This window comes from Quadrisphaera granulorum (genome assembly GCF_003149145.1).
In the GTDB taxonomy this organism is placed as follows: domain Bacteria; phylum Actinomycetota; class Actinomycetes; order Actinomycetales; family Quadrisphaeraceae; genus Quadrisphaera; species Quadrisphaera granulorum.
This window is the reverse complement of sequence record NZ_QGDQ01000038.1, coordinates 30,627-46,564: the sequence shown is the minus strand read 5'-3', so window position 1 is coordinate 46,564 and position 15,938 is coordinate 30,627. Positions and strand designations below refer to the sequence as shown.

The window sequence follows — 15,938 nt, the reverse complement described above, 5'->3', positions numbered from 1 at the left end:
AACAGCGCTGCAACGCTGATCTTCTTCTCGTTGGGTGTGGAGATCACCGGGAAGGTACGACCCGCCCGGTCATCCACAGGTTCTGATCATTCCTCGCCTGGCGGTCCCTCAGTCGCTGGAGCCAGCCCCTGCGGCCCTGCGCAGCGCCTTCGCCACTGCTCCCCGGGTCAGTCCCGTCAGTGCCTCGATCTCCACCCATGGCACCTGCTCCGCTCGCGCCCGCTCGATCAGGGCGTCCCGCTCGGCCAGCCGCTGGGAGCGCACGGCGTCGGTCTCAGCCAGCCGGGCGGACGCCTCGGCGAGGAGGTCACGCACGTCGCTCACAGCAGCACCCTAACGAGGTCACCCGGGCGGGCCAGCTAGCCTGCCGTGGGTTCAATCATACTCGGTATGGTGCTCAGTATGCGCGATTATCGCACCTGCGGGCACTGGATGACGAGCTGGAGCGACTGCCACCCCTGCCAGCAGCAGCGCTACCGCGAGGACCGTGAGCGCCAGCAGCAGCGCCGCGAGAAGAGTCGTGGCGGCGGCTCATTCTCCTGGTGGTCACTGCTGTGAGCTCGCCCCTGGCGCGCGAGCAGGTGCAGCGCGTGGAGGTCATGGTGGGCCTCATCGCGCAGGTCATCGCCGACGACGTGGTGGACGGGCGCCCGGTCTCGTCGCACCGGTGCGAGACCTACAAGGGCGTACGCCAGGTGCTGCGCGACATGCTGGGACAGCAGTGACCCGTCACGTCGCCCTCGCAGCCGTCACCAGCGGCGGGCAGATGCTGACCATGCTCATGACGACCGGGGAGATCCTCGCCATCGTGCAGGAGCACCTGGCGCTGATGGAGGTCCAGGGCCGCGAGCACGCCGCGATGCTGGACCGGTTGGTGCTGGAGCACGTGATCAGCGACCACGAGGACCGCTCGCCGATGAGCCACTGGCCGGTGATGACCGAGCTGGTCGACGTGACCCTGGCCGAGTGCCTTGGCCATGAGCACGTCAGCACCACCTGGCCGTGCCAGACGATCTACTGAGCCTGCTTTCGGAGCCGATCGAGCCAGTGATCGAGTTCCGCGCGGTCGTAGAAAACGCGACTCTCCATGCGGAAAAAGGTCGGTCCCTTCGAGCAGTGGCGCCAGTAGCGCAGGGTCTCAGGGGACCGCTTTAGATATGCCGCTGCCTCCGCCGGGGTCAGGTGCTCGCTCATGAAATCAGCCTGCGGGGCAGCTGAGCTGGTGAAGTGAAGAAGCGATGCCAGGCGGCCAGACCGTCCCCCAATCGGCCCAACGCATACAGAAGCAAAGCACCGCATTCCAGGACAATTTGAGCATGGCCGGATCGATTCACAAGTTCGAGACCCCTGGTGGACGTACGCGTTATCGGGCGCGATACAGAGACGCCTCCGGCAAGCAGCACGAAAAGCGGTTCGAGAAGAAGACCGACGCACGGCAGTGGCTCAACGGCCGCACTGCCGCCATAGTCTCGGGAACTCATACGGCCCCGGCTCGCTCCCGCATCACCATCTCTGAGTGGTCAGAGACGTGGCTCGCTGCTCAGCCTCATCTCAAGGCAACCACTCGGGACCGCTACGAAAACACCCTCAACCTTCACGTGCTGCCCTCGTGGGGCCACGTGCGCCTGGACCAGGTGGAGCACAGTGCCGTGGCCGCCTGGGTTGGGAAGCTGAGCACGAAGCCGGCCAAGAATAGGAAGACGCCGTTGTCTGCGTCGTCTGTGCGTCAGGCGCACCGGGTGCTGGCGCTGATGCTGGGCTACGCCGTGAGCGACTCTCGCCTGGCCATGAACCCGGCTGCGCGCGTCTCTCTGCCGCGCCCGGCCAAGCCGAAGCAGAACGTCCCCAGCCGTGACCAGGTCCATGCACTGTCCGAAGCCGCAGGTCAGGACCAGGATGTGGTGCAGACGATGGCCCAGACGGGACTCCGCTTCGGTGAGCTCGCTGCACTCCGCGTGGCCGACTTCGACCCCAGCATCGGAGAACTGCACGTCGCAGCCTCAGTCAGCGAGCTCCGAGGGAAGCTCATGTGGAGCGACTACACCAAGAACGACAAGGACCGCTGGGTGAACGTGCCTGGCTTCCTCGTGCCCGACCTGACGGCACGCGCTGACGGGCGCGGACCTGATGAGCCGCTCTTCGAGGCACCCGAGGGAGGCGTCCTGCGTCTGAGCAACTGGCGACGCCGCATCTTCGACCCCGCGATGCGCAAGGCAGGCATCGTGGGGTTCACCCCGCACGACCTGCGCCACGCTGCTGCGAGCATGGCCATCTCTTCAGGCGCCTCAGTGAAGTCGGTGCAGGAGATGCTCGGGCATGCGTCGGCAGCGATGACGCTGGACGTCTATACGGGCCTCTTCCGCAAGGATCGGCAGGCGCTGGCGAAGCGGATGGACCAGGCGCACCGGGACTTCCTCGCGAGCAAGCGCAAGGAGGCCTCGTGAAGGGCTATGTGGGTAGTTTGTGGTGACGATGCCTCTAGGGCCTGGGGCGGTAAGCCAGGAAACAGCCTCTGACCTGCACGGACGTCGGCGCCCCCGGCTGGATTCGAACCAGCGACCATCGGATTAGAAGTCCGGTGCTCTTCCGCTGAGCTACGAGGGCGTAACGCGTCTCCGCGCCGCCGCACAGCGTAGGCGTCACGACGCGCCGCGCAGCACGCCGTCGCTTGCGCCGATCTGGGGGCCGGTAGTGGCGCCTGTCAGAGGCGGACGGCAGGCTGAGCAGGTGACTACGTCTGCGGCAGCGGCATCCCCGTCGCCGTCGTCGTCGTCGCCATCGTCTCCCGTGCCGACCTCGGCGTCGTCCCTGCTCGAGCCGGTGGAGCAGCTCCGCGTGCTGGTTGCTGATCTGGACCTCCCGCTCGACGCGTCCGGAGCCGACCGTGCCCGTGCCGAGCGTGACCAGCTGCTCGCCCAACTCGACGACTATCTGCTGCCGCGCCTGCGGCGCCTCGACGCGCCGCTGCTCGCCGTCGTCGGTGGGTCCACGGGGGCGGGCAAGTCGACGCTGGTGAACAGCTTCGTCGGGCGGCAGGTGACGACATCGGGGGTGCTGCGGCCCACCACGCGCTACCCGGTGCTCGTGCACTCCCCGGCTGACGCGGCGCACTTCCTGTCCGACGCGGTGCTGCCGGGTCTGGCACGGACCACCGGCTCCGACGTCCCCGATCCCACGCACCCCTCCGTGGCGGGAGCGAAGGGGCTGCGGCTGGTGGAGGTCGAGCACCTGCCGGCGGGGCTGGCGCTGCTGGACGCTCCCGACGTTGACTCTGTGGTCGAGTCCAACCGTGACCTCGCCGTCCAGCTGCTCGGCGCCGCCGACCTGTGGCTGTTCACCACCACCGCAGCCCGCTACGCCGATGCCGTGCCGTGGGAGGTGCTGCGCACCGCCACCGAGCGTGGCACCGCGGTGGCCGTGGTGCTCGACAGGATCCCCCCGGAGGCACTCGCGGAGGTCCGCACCGACCTCGCGCGGATGCTGGCCGAGGCCGGCCTCAAGGCAGCGCCGCTGTTCACCATCGCCGAGTGCTCGCTGGAGGCTGGCCTGCTGCCGCGGGCCCAGATGGCGCCGCTGCGGCGTTGGCTGGCCGGCATCAGCGTGGACGCGCGCAGCCGCGACGTCGTCGTCCGTCGCACCCTCTCGGGCGCGCTCGTCTCCCTGGCCACGCGAGTGCCGCGTCTTGCCGACGCCGCAGACGCTCAGGACGCCGAGGAGCGGTCGCTCCTGGCCGACCTCCACGGCGCCTACGCCGACGCCACCGAAGGCCTGCAGGACCACCTGTCCGACGGCACGCTGCTGCGCGGTGAAGTGCTCGCGCGCTGGCAGGAGTTCGTCGGCACTGGCGAGCTGTTCGCCAGCCTCCAGGCGGGCGTCGGTCGGGTGCGTGACCGGATCGCCGCTGCTGTGCGCCGCAAGGCACCCCCGGCCGACAGGCTGGGGGAGGCGCTGGTCACGGGCGTCGCCGCTCTCGTCATCGACGCCGCCGGAAGCGCCCGGCAGAACGCGCTGCTGCGCTGGCGCGCCCGTCCCTCCGGTGCCGCGGTGCTGGCCAACGCACCCGACGGGGCCAGCGACCCGCAGCTGCGTGACGGTTTCACCGCCGACGTCGAACGCCTCGTCCGCGACTGGCAGCAGCACGTGCTCGATCTCGTGCGCGCCCAGGGCGAAGGCAAGCGCAGCCGCGCCCTCTTCTACAGCCTCGGCGTCAGCGGAGCGGGCGCAGTGCTCATGCTCGTGGTGTTCGCCGCCAGCGCCGGTCTCACCGGCGCCGAGGCGGGCATCGCCGCACTCACCGCAGCGCTCGCGCAGCGCGTGCTCGAAGCCGCCTTCGGTGACCAGGCCGTGCGCCAGCTCGCCGCCGCGGCCCGCGCCGACCTCATCGCCCGCGTCGAGGCACTCCTCGACGACGAACAGCACTCCTTGGCCCAGCTGCTCCCCGAGCGGCTTGGCACCCAGCACGGCGAGGCCGAGATCGGCTCCCAGCTGCGGCAGGCCGCGGCCGCCGTGGCCCGCGCCGGAGACGTCGGACGGGGGAGCGCCGCATGAGCGCCCAGACCCGCGAGCACTACGACGAGTACGACCACGACAACAGGCAGGACAACACGCACGACGACGACGGCGCGTGGACGCCCGACGGCGCCGACGCCCTGCCGACCGCGCTCGACCCGTCCACGCCTCTCGGCGCTGCCCTCGCCGAGCTGGAGTACGCCCTCGAGATCGGCGGCGACGAGCTCGACCCCGACGCCGCCGCCCACGCCCACGCTGTCGCCGAACGGGCCCGGCACCGCCTCGCCAGCGACACCGGCGCCAGCGTAGTGGCGCTCGCGGGCGCCACGGGCAGCGGCAAGTCGAGCCTGTTCAACGCCATCGCCGGCCTCGACGTCGCCACCGTGGGCGTGCGCCGCCCGACGACGTCGCACCCCACCGCGTGCGTGTGGGGCGACGTCCCCGACGCCCTGCTCGACTGGCTGGAGGTGCCCCGGCGGCACCGCACCGAGCGGGTCAGCGAGCTCGACGCGGGCCGCGAGGACGCGCTGACCGGCCTGGTGCTTCTCGACCTCCCCGACCACGACTCGACCACGCTGTCGCACCGCCTGCAGGTCGACCGGCTCGTCGCCCTCGCCGACCTCGTGATCTGGGTGGCCGACCCGCAAAAGTACGCCGACGCTGCCCTGCACCAGCGCTACCTGCGGCACCTGGCCGACCACCAGGACGTCGTCGTCGTCGTCCTCAACCAGGTCGACACCCTCGACGAGGCGTCCGCCGCCGTCTGCGAGGCCGACCTGCGCCGCCTGCTCGCCGCCGACGGGCTCGACAGGGTGCGGCTGCTCACGACGTCGGCCCGCACCGGCCAGGGCGTCGGCGCGTTGCGGCAGGTGCTCACCGACGTCGTGCAGGCCCGCACGGTCGCGCGGCGCCGCGCCGAGGCCGACGTGCTCGCCGCCGCCCGCGAGCTCCTGCCGTCGGTGAGCGACCACGACCCCGACGTCGCCACCGCCGAGGGCTCACCGCAGCTCGTCGACGCCCTCGCCGTGTCCGCGGGGGTGCCCGCCATCTCCGACGCCGTGCGCTCCAGCGAGGTGCGCGCCGGCGTCGGGCGCACCGGATGGCCGTTCACGCGATGGGCGCGGCGGCTGCGCCCGGACCCGCTGAAGCGTCTGCACCTGCTGTCGTCGTCGTCCTCCTCCTCTTCGTCACGGGGATCGGGCGAGGCCACAGCGATCACCGCGTTGACCCGCACCTCGGTGCCCGTGCCGACGCCGTCGCAGCGGGCGCAGGTGTCGACGGCGGTGCGCGGCGTGGTGGCCTCGGTGGCGGAGGAGCTGCCGCCGCGCTGGGGTGACGCCGCGCGTGCCTCCGCCGGGCCGGTCACGGACGACCTCGCCGACGCCCTCGACCAAGCCGTGCAGACCGTGCCGCTGGCCGCCCCCGCGCCCCGCTGGTGGGCCGCTGTCGAAGCGCTGCAGCTCGTGCTCGCCGCGTGCGTCGTGGTCGGCGCGCTGTGGCTCGGAGCGCTGGGTGTAATCGCGTGGCTGCAGCTGCCCGCCCCGCCGATGCCGCGCGTCGGGCCGTCGCCAGGCTCCGGGTACGAGGCGTGGGCGGTGCCACTGCCGACGGTGCTGCTGGTCGGCGGGGTGCTCTTGGGCTGGTTCTCCGCAGTGCTCAGCCGCGCGCTCGTGCGGCGTCGCGCGGAGCGCCTCCGCCGGTCCGCCCGCGAGCGGCTGCGCGCCGTCGTCGCCGACGTGGCGGAGGAGCAGCTGCTGAGCTCGGTCGCGCACGTGGTGGACCGCCACGCCGGCGCCCGGGAGGCGTTGTTCGCGGCTGCTGGGCACCTCGAGCGGCACTGACGCTGCTCAGCGGGTATGGCGCGTGAGTGACGCCTGCAGCGTGGCCCTCACCGCGGGCCACTCGTGGGGGAGCACCGAGTAGACCACCGTGTCGCGCAGCACGCCGTCGGGGCCGATCTTGTGGTTGCGCAGTACCCCGTCGAGCTTGGCGCCGAGCCGCTCGATGGCCGCCCGCGACTGCCGGTTGTGCCAGTGGGTGCGCAGCTCGACGGCGATCGCGTCGCACGCCTCGAAGGCGTGCCCGAACAGCAGCAGCTTGGCCGCGGAGTTGACACCGGTGCGCTGCGCGGACGGGACGAGCCAGGTGTGGCCGACCTCCACGTGGCGGTCGGCCTGCGCGATGTTGCAGTAGGTGGTGCAGCCGACCAGCGCTCCGTCCGAGGCGCGGCGCACGGCCCACGGGTTCATGAGGCCGGCGGCGTGCAGGGCGAGGCGGTTGGCGACGTCGTCGGCGACCGTCTCCGGGGTGGGGACGGAGGTGTACCAGGTGTGCTCGAGTCCGCCCTCGGCCAGCGCGGTCGCGAGTTCGTCGACGTGGTCGATGGACAGCGGCTCAAGACGCACGTGGGTGTTCTCGAGGACGACGCGGTCGCTCAGCGGAACAGGCACGAGCGCGCACGCTAGCGCCGTCGTCCGCCCACAGGCCGGGTGCGTGGCGTCGTCGTCCACAGGCCGCGGTGGTCGCAGTCGTGGCGACCAGGACGACGGCGGCAGGGTCGGCGGCATCGCCCGCGCCGGGCGGGCCGAGATGAGGAGGCCGGCGTGCCGAAGTCGACGTTCACCGTGGTGGGCAACCTGGGGGCTGATCCCGAGCTGCGGGCCACCGCGGCGGGAGTGCCGTATGTGAGGTTCCGAGTCGCCGAGAGTGACTCCTGGCGTGACCAGGCGACGGGCGCCTGGGTGGACGGACCCACCAACTGGTGGGACGTCACCTGCTGGGACGAGCTGGCCGAGAACGTGGCGGCGTCCGTGAAGCGCGGGTCGCGCGTGGTGGTGTCGGGCACCTTCGAGCAGCGCGAGTACCTGGTCGGGGAGGGTGCTGACGCCGAGCGTCGCCGCTCGACCACGCTCAAGGCACGGTCGGTGGCGCTCGACCTGCGTCGCGGCATCGTCCGGCAGTTCGTGCGCGACCGCGCCGAGCAGGGCGCCGCGCCCGTCACCCGCGTCGACAGCACCACAGGCGTCGTGACGGACAACCCGTGGGCCACGGCCGGCGTGCCGGGCCAGGCTTCTGCGCCGGCTGACGAGCAGTTCGACCCCCGCTCGCTGCACGACTACGGCGCCGAGAGCTCTGCGGCCGACGACGACCCCCTGGAGGACGCCCCCCTCGACGGCGACGACGACGCGCGCGTCGAGCTGTCGCGCAGCGCCTGACCTTCGGCCCCGCCTGGAAGGAGGGGCAGGGGCGGGCGGCGTGGCAGCACGCCGCCCGCCCCTAGGCTGGAGGTCATGGCGGAGTTCATTTACACCATGTACAAGGCCCGCAAGGCCTTGGGTGACAAGCTGATCCTCGACGACGTGACGATGTCGTTCTACCCCGGGGCGAAGATCGGCGTCGTCGGCCCGAACGGTGCCGGTAAGTCGACGATCCTCAAGATCATGGCCGGTCTCGACCAGCCCTCCAACGGTGAGGCCCGCCTCTCGCCGGGCTACTCGGTGGGCATCCTCCTGCAGGAGCCCCCGCTCGACGAGGACAAGACCGTCCTGGAGAACGTCCAGGAGGGCATGGGCGACCTCAAGCGCAAGGTCGACAGGTACAACGAGATCACCGCCGCCTTCGAAGACCCGGACGCCGACTTCGACGCCCTCATGAAGGAGATGGGCGACCTCCAGGAGGAGCTCGACCACGCCGGCGCGTGGGACATGGACTCCAAGCTCGAGCAGGCGATGGACGCGCTGCGCTGCCCCCCGGGCGACGCCGACGTGAAGGTCCTCTCCGGTGGTGAGCGCCGCCGCGTCGCCCTGTGTCGCCTGCTGCTGAGCGAGCCCGACCTGCTGCTCCTCGACGAGCCCACCAACCACCTCGACGCCGAGTCCGTCACCTGGCTCGAGCAGCACCTCGCCAGCTACCCCGGCGCCGTCTTGGCCGTCACCCACGACCGGTACTTCCTCGACAACGTCGCCCAGTGGATCGCCGAGGTCGACCGCGGCCGCCTCTACCCCTACGAGGGCAACTACTCCACCTACCTGGAGAAGAAGCGCGAGCGCCTGCAGGTGCAGGGCAAGAAGGACGCCAAGCTCGCCAAGCGCCTCGCCGACGAGCTCGAGTGGGTCCGCTCCAACGCCAAGGCCCGCCAGACCAAGTCCAAGTCGCGCCTGGCGCGCTACGAGGAGATGGCAGCCGAGGCCGACCGCACCCGCAAGCTGGACTTCGAGTCCATCCAGATCCCGCCGGGCCCGCGTCTGGGCGCCCAGGTCATCGAGGTGAAGGACCTCAAGAAGGGCTTCGGCGACCGGGTGCTCATCGACGGGCTCAGCTTCACGCTGCCCCGCAACGGCATCGTCGGTGTCATCGGCCCCAACGGCGTCGGCAAGACCACGCTCTTCAAGACGATCGTGGGCCTAGAGGAGCCGGACTCCGGCGTCGTGCGCGTCGGCGAGACCGTCAAGGTCTCCTACGTCGACCAGAACCGCGGCGGCCTGGACCCCAACAAGTCGCTGTGGGAGGTCGTCTCCGACGGGCTCGACTACATGCAGGTCGGCAACGTGGAGGTGCCCTCGCGCGCCTACGTCTCCGCGTTCGGATTCAAGGGCCCGGACCAGCAGAAGAAGGCTGGCGTGCTCTCCGGTGGTGAGCGCAACCGCCTCAACCTGGCGCTGACCCTCAAGCAGGGCGGCAACCTGCTGCTGCTCGACGAGCCCACCAACGACCTCGACGTCGAGACGCTCTCGTCGCTGGAGGACGCGCTGCTCGAGTTCCCCGGATGCGCCGTGGTCATCAGCCACGACCGCTGGTTCCTCGACCGCGTCGCCACGCACATCCTCGCCTGGGAGGGCACCGAGGAGGACGAGGCGCAGTGGTACTGGTACGAGGGCAACTTCGCCGGGTACCTCGAGAACAAGATCGACCGCCTCGGTGAGGACGCTGCGCGCCCGCACCGCGTCACGCACCGCCGCCTCACCCGCGACTGACGCTGGACGGCTCCCGGGCCCGTCGCTGCACCTCGCAGCGGCGGGCCCGTCGTCGTCCCACCCCCTTGGCGAGATCAAGGAAGTCCGCGCCACCCCCTCGGCACGATCAAGGAAGCCCGCGCCACCCCCTCGGCGCGATCTAGGAAGTTCTGCACGCCGTGGTGGGCGTGACTGTCCCGTCCAGCATGCAGAAGTGGTCCTGGAGCCGATGTGAGGCGGCTTCGGCGGGGTTCTGCATGCTCGGCGGGACGTCAGGGCGGAGGCGGCGTGACGCCTGACATGCAGAAGCCCGCCCACGCCCCGTCGGAGGGGTGTCTGGCGGGGTTCTGCACGTGCGTCGTCACGCGTCAGGTGGCCGAGTGCCCATGATCACCGGGGAAAGTGCTCGGGAAGTCCATGATCACATGAAGGGGCGGGGTGGGCGGAGCGGGTCAGGCGGGGGAGAAGTCCGCGTCGACGCCGGCAATCTGGCCGAGCTCGTCGAAGCGGACCCGCAGCTCGAACGCCGGGCCCGCCAGCCGCACCGCCGCATGCTCGGCCTCCCAGTGCTGGGCGAGGCTTCGCCCACCGGCGTACGAGGCGACGGCGCGGCGGTGGTCGCCCAGTGTCGGGCCCGAGAGCCGCTCCAGCAGCACGCGGAGCGTGCGCGGCCCCGACGGCTCCGGCAGCGCGAACGCGGGGTGGTCGAGCAGGAACGCCGCCCGGGTGCCGTTGCCGACGTCGCCGCTGTAGGAGGTCCAGCGGCGGGCAGCGGCCTTGGCGGCGTCGAGGACGACGCCGACCGCCTGGGCCGGCTCGGTGGCCGCGCCCGGCAGTTCCGCGAACTGCACCTCCGGCTGCGACAGCTCCGGCACGCCGTGGCGACCGCCGAAGTCGCGCAGCCACCGGGCGAGGCCGGTGACGACGTCGCCGAAGCCCACCGGGTTGGCCCAGCACCACAGCCACGACCGCGGCCCGGGTGCGGCCGTTCCGAGCAGGTGCATCCGCGTGGCCACCAGCTCGCCATCCGGTGCTTCCGCGAGGAGCGGCCCGGCGCCGGTCTCCGCGGCACGGAAGGCGAAGTGGCCCTCCGACAGGTCGACGTCCCAGGTGTGGTCTCCGAGAAGCCCGTCGAGGTGCAGCTGGTGCTCTAGGGAGAGGAAGGCGGCGTCGTCGAGCAGCTGCTGCAGGGTCACCTGGTCGCTCACGGGCAGCGAGTCTGCCGCAGCCCCGACGGGTTCAGCCTGCGCGAAGCAGCGGGACGTGACGCGCAGGCGTTTGATCGTCGCGGGGAGGGTGGCGGACGCCCATGATCACGGGGAGGGTGGCGGACGCCCATGATCACGGGTGGGGGAGGCGGGTCATGCCTTCCTGGGCGACCGTGGCCACGAGGGTGCCGGCCCGGTCGTAGACCCGCGCCAGGCCCAGCCCGCGGGCGCCCGACGCCGACGGGGTCTCCTCCACGAACAGCAGCCAGTCGTCGGCGCGCACCGGGCGGTGCCACCACAGCGCGTGGTCGAGGCTGGCGACGCGGATGCCGGGCGTCGCCCAGGCCGCCCCGTGGCGGCGCAGCACCGGCTCGAGGATCGTCACGTCGCTGGCCCAGGCGAGCACCGCACGGTGCAGCGCTTGATCCTCCGGGAGCGGCCCGGCGACGCGCAGCCACACCGCCTGCGAGCCGTCGCCGTCGTCGTCCTGATCCTTCGAGGTCCCCGGCAGGTAGATCGCGCCCTCGACGTGACGCACGTCCACCGGCCGCTCCCGCGCCCAGTACCGCGCGAAGGGGTGGTCGAGGCGGCCCACCAGGTCCGCAATGCTCGGCAGCGACTCCGGCTCGGGCACGGACGGCGCCGGAGCGGCGTGGTCGACGCCGTCCTGGTCTTCCTGGAACGAAGCGATCATCGACAGGATCGGCTGCCCGTGCTGGATGGCGTGCACGCGCCGCGCGCTGAACGAGCCGCCGTCGCGCAGCCGCTCCACCGCGAAGGTGATCGGCGTGCTCGGGTCACCGGGACGCAGGAAGTAGCCGTGCATCGAGTGCACCCGGCGCGCCGGGTCGACCGTGCGGGTCGCCGCGACCACCGACTGACCCAGCACCTGCCCGCCGAACACCCGCCCGTGGGGCGAGCGCTGGTTCTCGCCCGTGAACAGGTCCTGCCCGGAGGCGTCGACGCCCCCGGGGGTCAGATCCAGGACGTCCAGGAGACCCGCGAGTCCGTGGGCCTGGGCAGCGTCGCGAACATCGTCAGCCACCCGCCGGAGACTAGGGGGACGGGGTGGGCGACGCAGCAGGTGGCGGGTGCGCCAGCATGGCCCGGTGGCGAGGAGAAGCGTCCCGGTGACCGTCCGCTGGTCCGACATGGACGCGTTCGGGCACGTCAACAACGTGCAGGTGCTGCGGCTGCTGGAGGAGGTGCGCGTGCACGCCTTCGAGGACCTCCGCGACCACGGCGGCCCCAGCCTGCTGGAGAGCGGCGTCGTCGTTGCCCGGCACGAGGTCGAGTACCTCGCGCCGCTCGTCTGGCGCCTCGCGCCCGTGCCCGCCGACATCTGGATCACCGCGGTCGGTGGGGCCAGTTTCGAGGTCGGCTACGAGATCTACGACGACGACGAGAGCGCCGGCTCCCCGGGCGCGGGCGGCGAGCGCACCGTGTACGTGCGCGCCGCCACGACGTGCGTCGCCTACGACCTCGCCACCGGCTCCGCCCGACGCCTGGGCACCGTCGAGCGCGAGGTGCTCGAGAGCTGGATCGACGAGCCGGTGCCGTTCCGGAGGCGCTCGCGATGAGCGTTCCGCCGCCGCGCCACGAGCCGCGGGAGCCGCAGGACGCGGGCGAGTCGCCGGCGCCGCTGGTCCCGGCTGATCCGCGCGCCCTGGACGACCTCGCCGTGCTGGTCTCGCGCGCGTCCCGAGCGGACTCCGGTGGCGCGGCGCGCCTCGTGGCGGGCGGCGGCGTGCTCGCCGTGTGGGTGAGTCCGCTGCACGGCGCCGGACTGCCGACCGTGCTGGGCCTGCGCACGCTCGCGCTGGCGCCCGCCGCCGAGCCGCGTGAGCTCGACGTCGTCGTCGAACTGGCCGCCCTGGCCGACCGGCTCGCCCGGCGCAGCGGTCCCGGCGGGGGCCCGCTCACCGAGCTCGCGGTGCCGCCGGTGGACGTCGGTGCGGGCACGGCGTGGGCGGGACTCCTCCCGCCGCGCAGCGGATGGGCGCCCACCCCGCCGCAGGAGGTGGCCGCGCTGCGCCAGCAGGCCGCGGCCGATCCGCGTGACCTCGCCGCGGCCCTGGCCCGGGCCGCCGACGCGCTGGGCTTCCTGCCGCCGGACGATCACCCCGAGGCGGGGGCGCCCGTGACCGCTGCCACCGCCGGTGCCTGGCGCCGCCTGTCGACGCGGCGCGGCCACGTGCTGGGCCGGCACCCGCTGCTGGCCTGACCCTCTGCCCACCCGACCTTATGACTTAGGCAAGGCTCTCCTAAACTTCGATACGCTCGCGGTCGTGCGCTCCCTCCGAAGCGGCCCTCTGCTGCCACTGTTCGCCCTGGCCACCTCCGCGTTCCTCACCGGCTGGGGCGCCAGCCCGACCGTCGCCTCCTCACCGGAGGGCACGGCGACCGCGCCCGCGACGGCGGCCGGCGCCTTCCCCGTCACCATCGCCAACACCTACGGCGGCACGACCATCGAGTCCCGTCCCGAGCGGGCGGCAACCCTGTCCTGGTCCAACCAGGACGTCGCGCTCGCCCTGGGCGTGGTTCCCGTCGGCATGCCCAAGGCCACCTACGGCGACGACGACGGCGACGGCGTGCTCCCCTGGACGTACCAGGCGCTGGAGAAGGCCGGTGCCACGGGCAGCAAGCTCCCGGTGCTCTTCGACCAGACCGACGGCATCCCGTTCGAGGCTGTCAGCAACACCCGGCCCGACGTCGTCCTGGCCGCCTACTCCGGGTTGACCCAGGACGACTTCACCACCCTCTCGAAGATCGCGCCCACGGTGAGCTTTCCGGAGCGGGCCTTCGGAACCACCTGGCGCGAGACCGCGCTCCTCGACGGGGAGGCGCTCGGCGAGAAGGCGCAGGCGCAGGCGGCCATCGCCGGCATCGAGCAGCAGATCACCGAGGGGCTCGCGAGCCATCCTGATGTCAAGGGCAAGACCTTCGCCGCGGCCTACATCGACCCGAGCGACCTGAGTCGCTTCAACCTCTACCTGCCCGACGACGCGCGCGTGCAGTTCCTCACCGACCTGGGCCTGACGGTCGCGCCGTCGGTGGCGGCCACGAAGCCGGACGGCAACGGCTTCTTCGTGAAGTTCGCCAGCGAGAACATCGACCAGCTGGCCGACGTCGACGTGCTCGTCACCTATGGAGACGACGGCACGCTCGCGACCCTTCAGGCTGATCCGCTGATCGGCAAGCTCCCGGCCGTCGCCCGGGGGTCCGTGGTGGTGCTGCCCGATGGTGCGCCCCTCTCGGCGGCTGCCTCGGCGCCGTCGTTGCTGTCCGTGCCGTGGATGCTGCCCCAGTACCTCGACCTGCTGCAGGCCGCCGCAGCGAAGGTGTGAGGCCGCGAGGACGGCGGCGACGGTCGGCGAGCGCCAGCAGCGGCGTGCTGAGCGCCGCCGTCGTCCTCAGCTCTGCACCTCAGGACGATTCGCGGCGGAAGGTGCGCGTGCCGTACCAGAGGCCCAGCACGACGAGCGCGACGGTGATGAGTGCACCGACCCACGAGTCCGTAGCGGTGACGTTGCCCGCGAAGGCGGACCGCACCCCGTCGACGACGTGCTTGAACGGGTTGATCTCCGACAGTGTCTCCAGCCAGCCCGGCGCGAGCGACATCGGCAGGAGGATCCCGGAGAGCAGCAGCACGGGGAACGCGACGGCGTTGAGCAGGGGTGCCATGACGTCCTCGCTCTTCACCGTCAGTGCCACCGCGTACGAGACCGAGCTCAGCGACGCCCCGAGCAGCGCCACGATCACCACGCCCAGCACGATCCCGGCCAGCGGCGCGCGCAGGCCCATCGGCAGGGCCACGAGCACGAGCAGCACCGCCTGGACGAACAGGACGACGACGTCGCGCAGCACCCTGCCGAGCAGCAGCGCCGTGCGCGAGGCGGGCGTCACGCGTTGGCTCTCCACCACACCGGCGCGCACCTCGGCGATGAGCCCGAAGCCCACGAACATCGCCCCGAAGATGCCCAGCTGCACCATGATCCCCGGCACGAAGAGCTGGTAGGCGTTGCCCGTGCCGAGTTGACCGGCCAGCGGTTCCAGCAGCGGCCCGAAGAACACGAGGTACAGCACGGGCTGCGCCAGCCCGATGATCACCCACGCGGGGTTGCGTAGCGACATACGCATGGCCCGCCAGAACACCCTCCAGGTGTCGCGCCAGAAGACGCGCATCAGCCCTCTCCTCCTTCGCGCAGCGACCTGCCGGTCATCTCCAGGAACACGTCGTCGAGCGTCGGGCGCTGCACGTCGACGGCGGCCAGCGCCACGCCGGCGGCGTCGAGCTGGCGCAGCAGGCCGGGCAGCGCTCGCCCACCCGAGGGCACCCGGACCCGCACGCGCGGGGTGGCGCCGGAGGTGTCGACGACGGCGTCCGTGGCACCCGGCAACGCGCTGACCAGGGCGAGCGCGTCTCCGGTGCGGGTGGCGTCGTCGAGTTCCAGCTCCACGGCGTCTCCGCTGACGCGCTGCTTCAGCTGGTCGGGCGTGCCTTCGGCGACGATCGTGCCGTGGTCGATGACGAGGATGCGGTCGCACAGGGCGTCGGCCTCGTCGAGGTAGTGGGTGGTGAGAAAGACCGTGGTGCCGTGGCTGTCGCGCAGCCCGGAGATGTGGGTCCAGAGGTTGGCGCGCGACTGCGGGTCGAGCCCGGTGGTCGGTTCGTCGAGGAAGACGAGTTCCGGGTCATGCACGAGGCCCTTGGCGATGTCGAGCCGCCGCCGCTGCCCTCCGGACAGCGTGCGGACGGTGCGCTCCCAGACGCCGTCGAGGTCGAGGCGGGAGAACAGCTCCTGGCCGCGGGTGCGGCCGGTGGCTTTGGGGATGCCGTAGAGAGCGGCATGGTCGACCAGCTCCTCGCCCACCCGGGCCTCCGGCGAGGACGAGCCCGACTGCGGCACGTAGCCGATGCGCCGGCGCACGCCCACCGGGTCGGTGCGCAGGTCGCAGCCCACCACCTGTGCCTCGCCCGCCGTGGGCGCGAGCAGCGTGGTGAGCATGCGCATGGTGGTGGTCTTGCCCGCTCCGTTGGGGCCGAGGAAGCCGACCACCTCGCCGCGGGCGACGTCGAGGTCGACCCCCTGCACAGCGTGGACCGCGCCACGGCGCGAGGTGAACGTGCGGGCGAGCCCGCGGGCGCGGATCAAGCGGTGCCTCCTGGTGCGTGGGCCGGCGATGGGTCTGGGCGCCAGCGTGGTGGCTCCCCGGTGCCGGAGTCGACGGGTTTCGCTGAGAGAACTCATCGGTGCGCCCACCTCAC

The 15,938-nt window shown here is 71.9% G+C and carries 18 protein-coding genes and 1 tRNA gene; 11 read left to right on the top strand and 8 right to left on the bottom strand.

All coding sequences use genetic code 11. The annotated features are described in order from the left end of the window. Nucleotides 1-108 precede the first annotated feature (108 nt). Nucleotides 109-324: a hypothetical protein gene (locus BXY45_RS20790; protein WP_109776439.1), complete on the bottom strand. Its 216-nt coding sequence runs from the start codon at nt 322-324 to the stop codon at nt 109-111. Nucleotides 325-390: 66 nt separating this feature from the next. Between BXY45_RS20790 and BXY45_RS23600 the strand changes: the two genes are divergently transcribed. Genes BXY45_RS23600 through BXY45_RS20780 form a run of 3 tightly spaced genes read left to right on the top strand, consistent with a single transcriptional unit; the run spans nt 391 to nt 1,021 of the window. Then, a complete protein-coding gene (locus tag BXY45_RS23600) occupies nt 391-558 on the top strand; it encodes a hypothetical protein (protein ID WP_170131657.1) in 168 nt (55 codons plus the stop codon). Then, nucleotides 555-725 (top strand): hypothetical protein, encoded by a 171-nt coding sequence (locus BXY45_RS23595; protein WP_170131656.1) that lies wholly within the window; start codon nt 555-557, stop codon nt 723-725. Before BXY45_RS23600 ends, BXY45_RS23595 begins: the two co-directional genes overlap by 4 nt. Next, the gene (locus BXY45_RS20780) at nt 722-1,021 is read left to right on the top strand and encodes a hypothetical protein (protein ID WP_109776437.1); all 300 of its coding nucleotides are present in this window, start codon (nt 722-724) and stop codon (nt 1,019-1,021) included. The genes BXY45_RS23595 and BXY45_RS20780 overlap by 4 nt, the downstream gene beginning before the upstream one ends. On the opposite strand, the gene BXY45_RS24780 is transcribed toward BXY45_RS20780, so the two are convergent. Further along, nucleotides 1,015-1,194 carry a helix-turn-helix domain-containing protein gene (locus BXY45_RS24780; protein WP_109776436.1) on the bottom strand — a complete coding sequence of 60 codons (180 nt, stop codon included), beginning with the start codon at nt 1,192-1,194 and terminating at the stop codon, nt 1,015-1,017. The genes BXY45_RS20780 and BXY45_RS24780 overlap by 7 nt on opposite strands. A gap of 44 nt (nt 1,195-1,238) precedes the next feature. Here BXY45_RS24780 and BXY45_RS20770 point away from each other — a divergent pair, with 44 nt between their 5' ends. Then, nucleotides 1,239-2,444: a tyrosine-type recombinase/integrase gene (locus BXY45_RS20770; protein WP_211319797.1), complete on the top strand. Its 1,206-nt coding sequence runs from the start codon at nt 1,239-1,241 to the stop codon at nt 2,442-2,444. 88 nt (nt 2,445-2,532) lie between these two features. On the opposite strand, the gene BXY45_RS20765 is transcribed toward BXY45_RS20770, so the two are convergent. Beyond that, nucleotides 2,533-2,604 (bottom strand) — tRNA-Arg (locus BXY45_RS20765). A gap of 123 nt (nt 2,605-2,727) precedes the next feature. Between BXY45_RS20765 and BXY45_RS20760 the strand changes: the two genes are divergently transcribed. After that, on the top strand, nt 2,728-4,548 hold the full coding sequence (locus BXY45_RS20760) for a GTPase family protein (RefSeq protein ID WP_146211304.1): 1,821 nt from the start codon (nt 2,728-2,730) through the stop codon (nt 4,546-4,548). Further along, on the top strand, nt 4,545-6,350 hold the full coding sequence (locus BXY45_RS20755) for a GTPase (RefSeq protein WP_109776433.1): 1,806 nt from the start codon (nt 4,545-4,547) through the stop codon (nt 6,348-6,350). The genes BXY45_RS20760 and BXY45_RS20755 overlap by 4 nt, the downstream gene beginning before the upstream one ends. 6 nt (nt 6,351-6,356) lie before the next feature. Here the strand turns inward: BXY45_RS20755 and BXY45_RS20750 are convergent, their stop codons facing one another. After that, nucleotides 6,357-6,959, bottom strand: a complete 603-nt coding sequence (locus BXY45_RS20750; protein ID WP_245961956.1) for a GNAT family N-acetyltransferase — start codon at nt 6,957-6,959, stop codon at nt 6,357-6,359. A gap of 153 nt (nt 6,960-7,112) precedes the next feature. On the opposite strand from BXY45_RS20750, the gene BXY45_RS20745 reads away from it, so the two are divergent. Both BXY45_RS20745 and ettA read left to right on the top strand, forming a co-directional pair. After that, the gene (locus tag BXY45_RS20745) at nt 7,113-7,724 is read left to right on the top strand and encodes a single-stranded DNA-binding protein (protein WP_170131655.1); all 612 of its coding nucleotides are present in this window, start codon (nt 7,113-7,115) and stop codon (nt 7,722-7,724) included. 75 nt (nt 7,725-7,799) lie between these two features. After that, the gene (gene ettA, locus BXY45_RS20740; RefSeq protein WP_109776431.1) at nt 7,800-9,482 is read left to right on the top strand and encodes an energy-dependent translational throttle protein EttA; all 1,683 of its coding nucleotides are present in this window, start codon (nt 7,800-7,802) and stop codon (nt 9,480-9,482) included. 431 nt (nt 9,483-9,913) lie between these two features. Here the strand turns inward: ettA and BXY45_RS20735 are convergent, their stop codons facing one another. Together BXY45_RS20735 and BXY45_RS20730 are read right to left on the bottom strand one after the other, a co-directional pair. Next, nucleotides 9,914-10,669, bottom strand: a complete 756-nt coding sequence (locus BXY45_RS20735) for a DUF6882 domain-containing protein (protein WP_211319796.1) — start codon at nt 10,667-10,669, stop codon at nt 9,914-9,916. Nucleotides 10,670-10,802: 133 nt separating this feature from the next. Next, nucleotides 10,803-11,714 (bottom strand): acyl-CoA thioesterase, encoded by a 912-nt coding sequence (locus BXY45_RS20730; protein ID WP_245961955.1) that lies wholly within the window; start codon nt 11,712-11,714, stop codon nt 10,803-10,805. Between the two features lie 85 nt (nt 11,715-11,799). Here BXY45_RS20730 and BXY45_RS20725 point away from each other — a divergent pair, with 85 nt between their 5' ends. From BXY45_RS20725 to BXY45_RS20715, 3 genes are all read left to right on the top strand, one after another. Beyond that, the gene (locus BXY45_RS20725) at nt 11,800-12,249 is read left to right on the top strand and encodes an acyl-CoA thioesterase (protein ID WP_211319795.1); all 450 of its coding nucleotides are present in this window, start codon (nt 11,800-11,802) and stop codon (nt 12,247-12,249) included. Next, nucleotides 12,246-12,893, top strand: coding sequence for a DUF8010 domain-containing protein (locus tag BXY45_RS20720; RefSeq protein WP_211319794.1), 648 nt, complete (start codon nt 12,246-12,248; stop codon nt 12,891-12,893). Before BXY45_RS20725 ends, BXY45_RS20720 begins: the two co-directional genes overlap by 4 nt. 64 nt (nt 12,894-12,957) lie before the next feature. Beyond that, nucleotides 12,958-14,016: an ABC transporter substrate-binding protein gene (locus BXY45_RS20715; RefSeq protein WP_109776428.1), complete on the top strand. Its 1,059-nt coding sequence runs from the start codon at nt 12,958-12,960 to the stop codon at nt 14,014-14,016. Nucleotides 14,017-14,095: 79 nt separating this feature from the next. Here the strand turns inward: BXY45_RS20715 and BXY45_RS20710 are convergent, their stop codons facing one another. Together BXY45_RS20710 and BXY45_RS20705 are read right to left on the bottom strand one after the other, a co-directional pair. Beyond that, nucleotides 14,096-14,854, bottom strand: a complete 759-nt coding sequence (locus BXY45_RS20710; protein WP_109776427.1) for an ABC transporter permease — start codon at nt 14,852-14,854, stop codon at nt 14,096-14,098. Further along, nucleotides 14,854-15,825 (bottom strand): ATP-binding cassette domain-containing protein, encoded by a 972-nt coding sequence (locus BXY45_RS20705; protein ID WP_109776426.1) that lies wholly within the window; start codon nt 15,823-15,825, stop codon nt 14,854-14,856. The genes BXY45_RS20710 and BXY45_RS20705 overlap by 1 nt, the downstream gene beginning before the upstream one ends. Nucleotides 15,826-15,938: the final 113 nt, after the last annotated feature.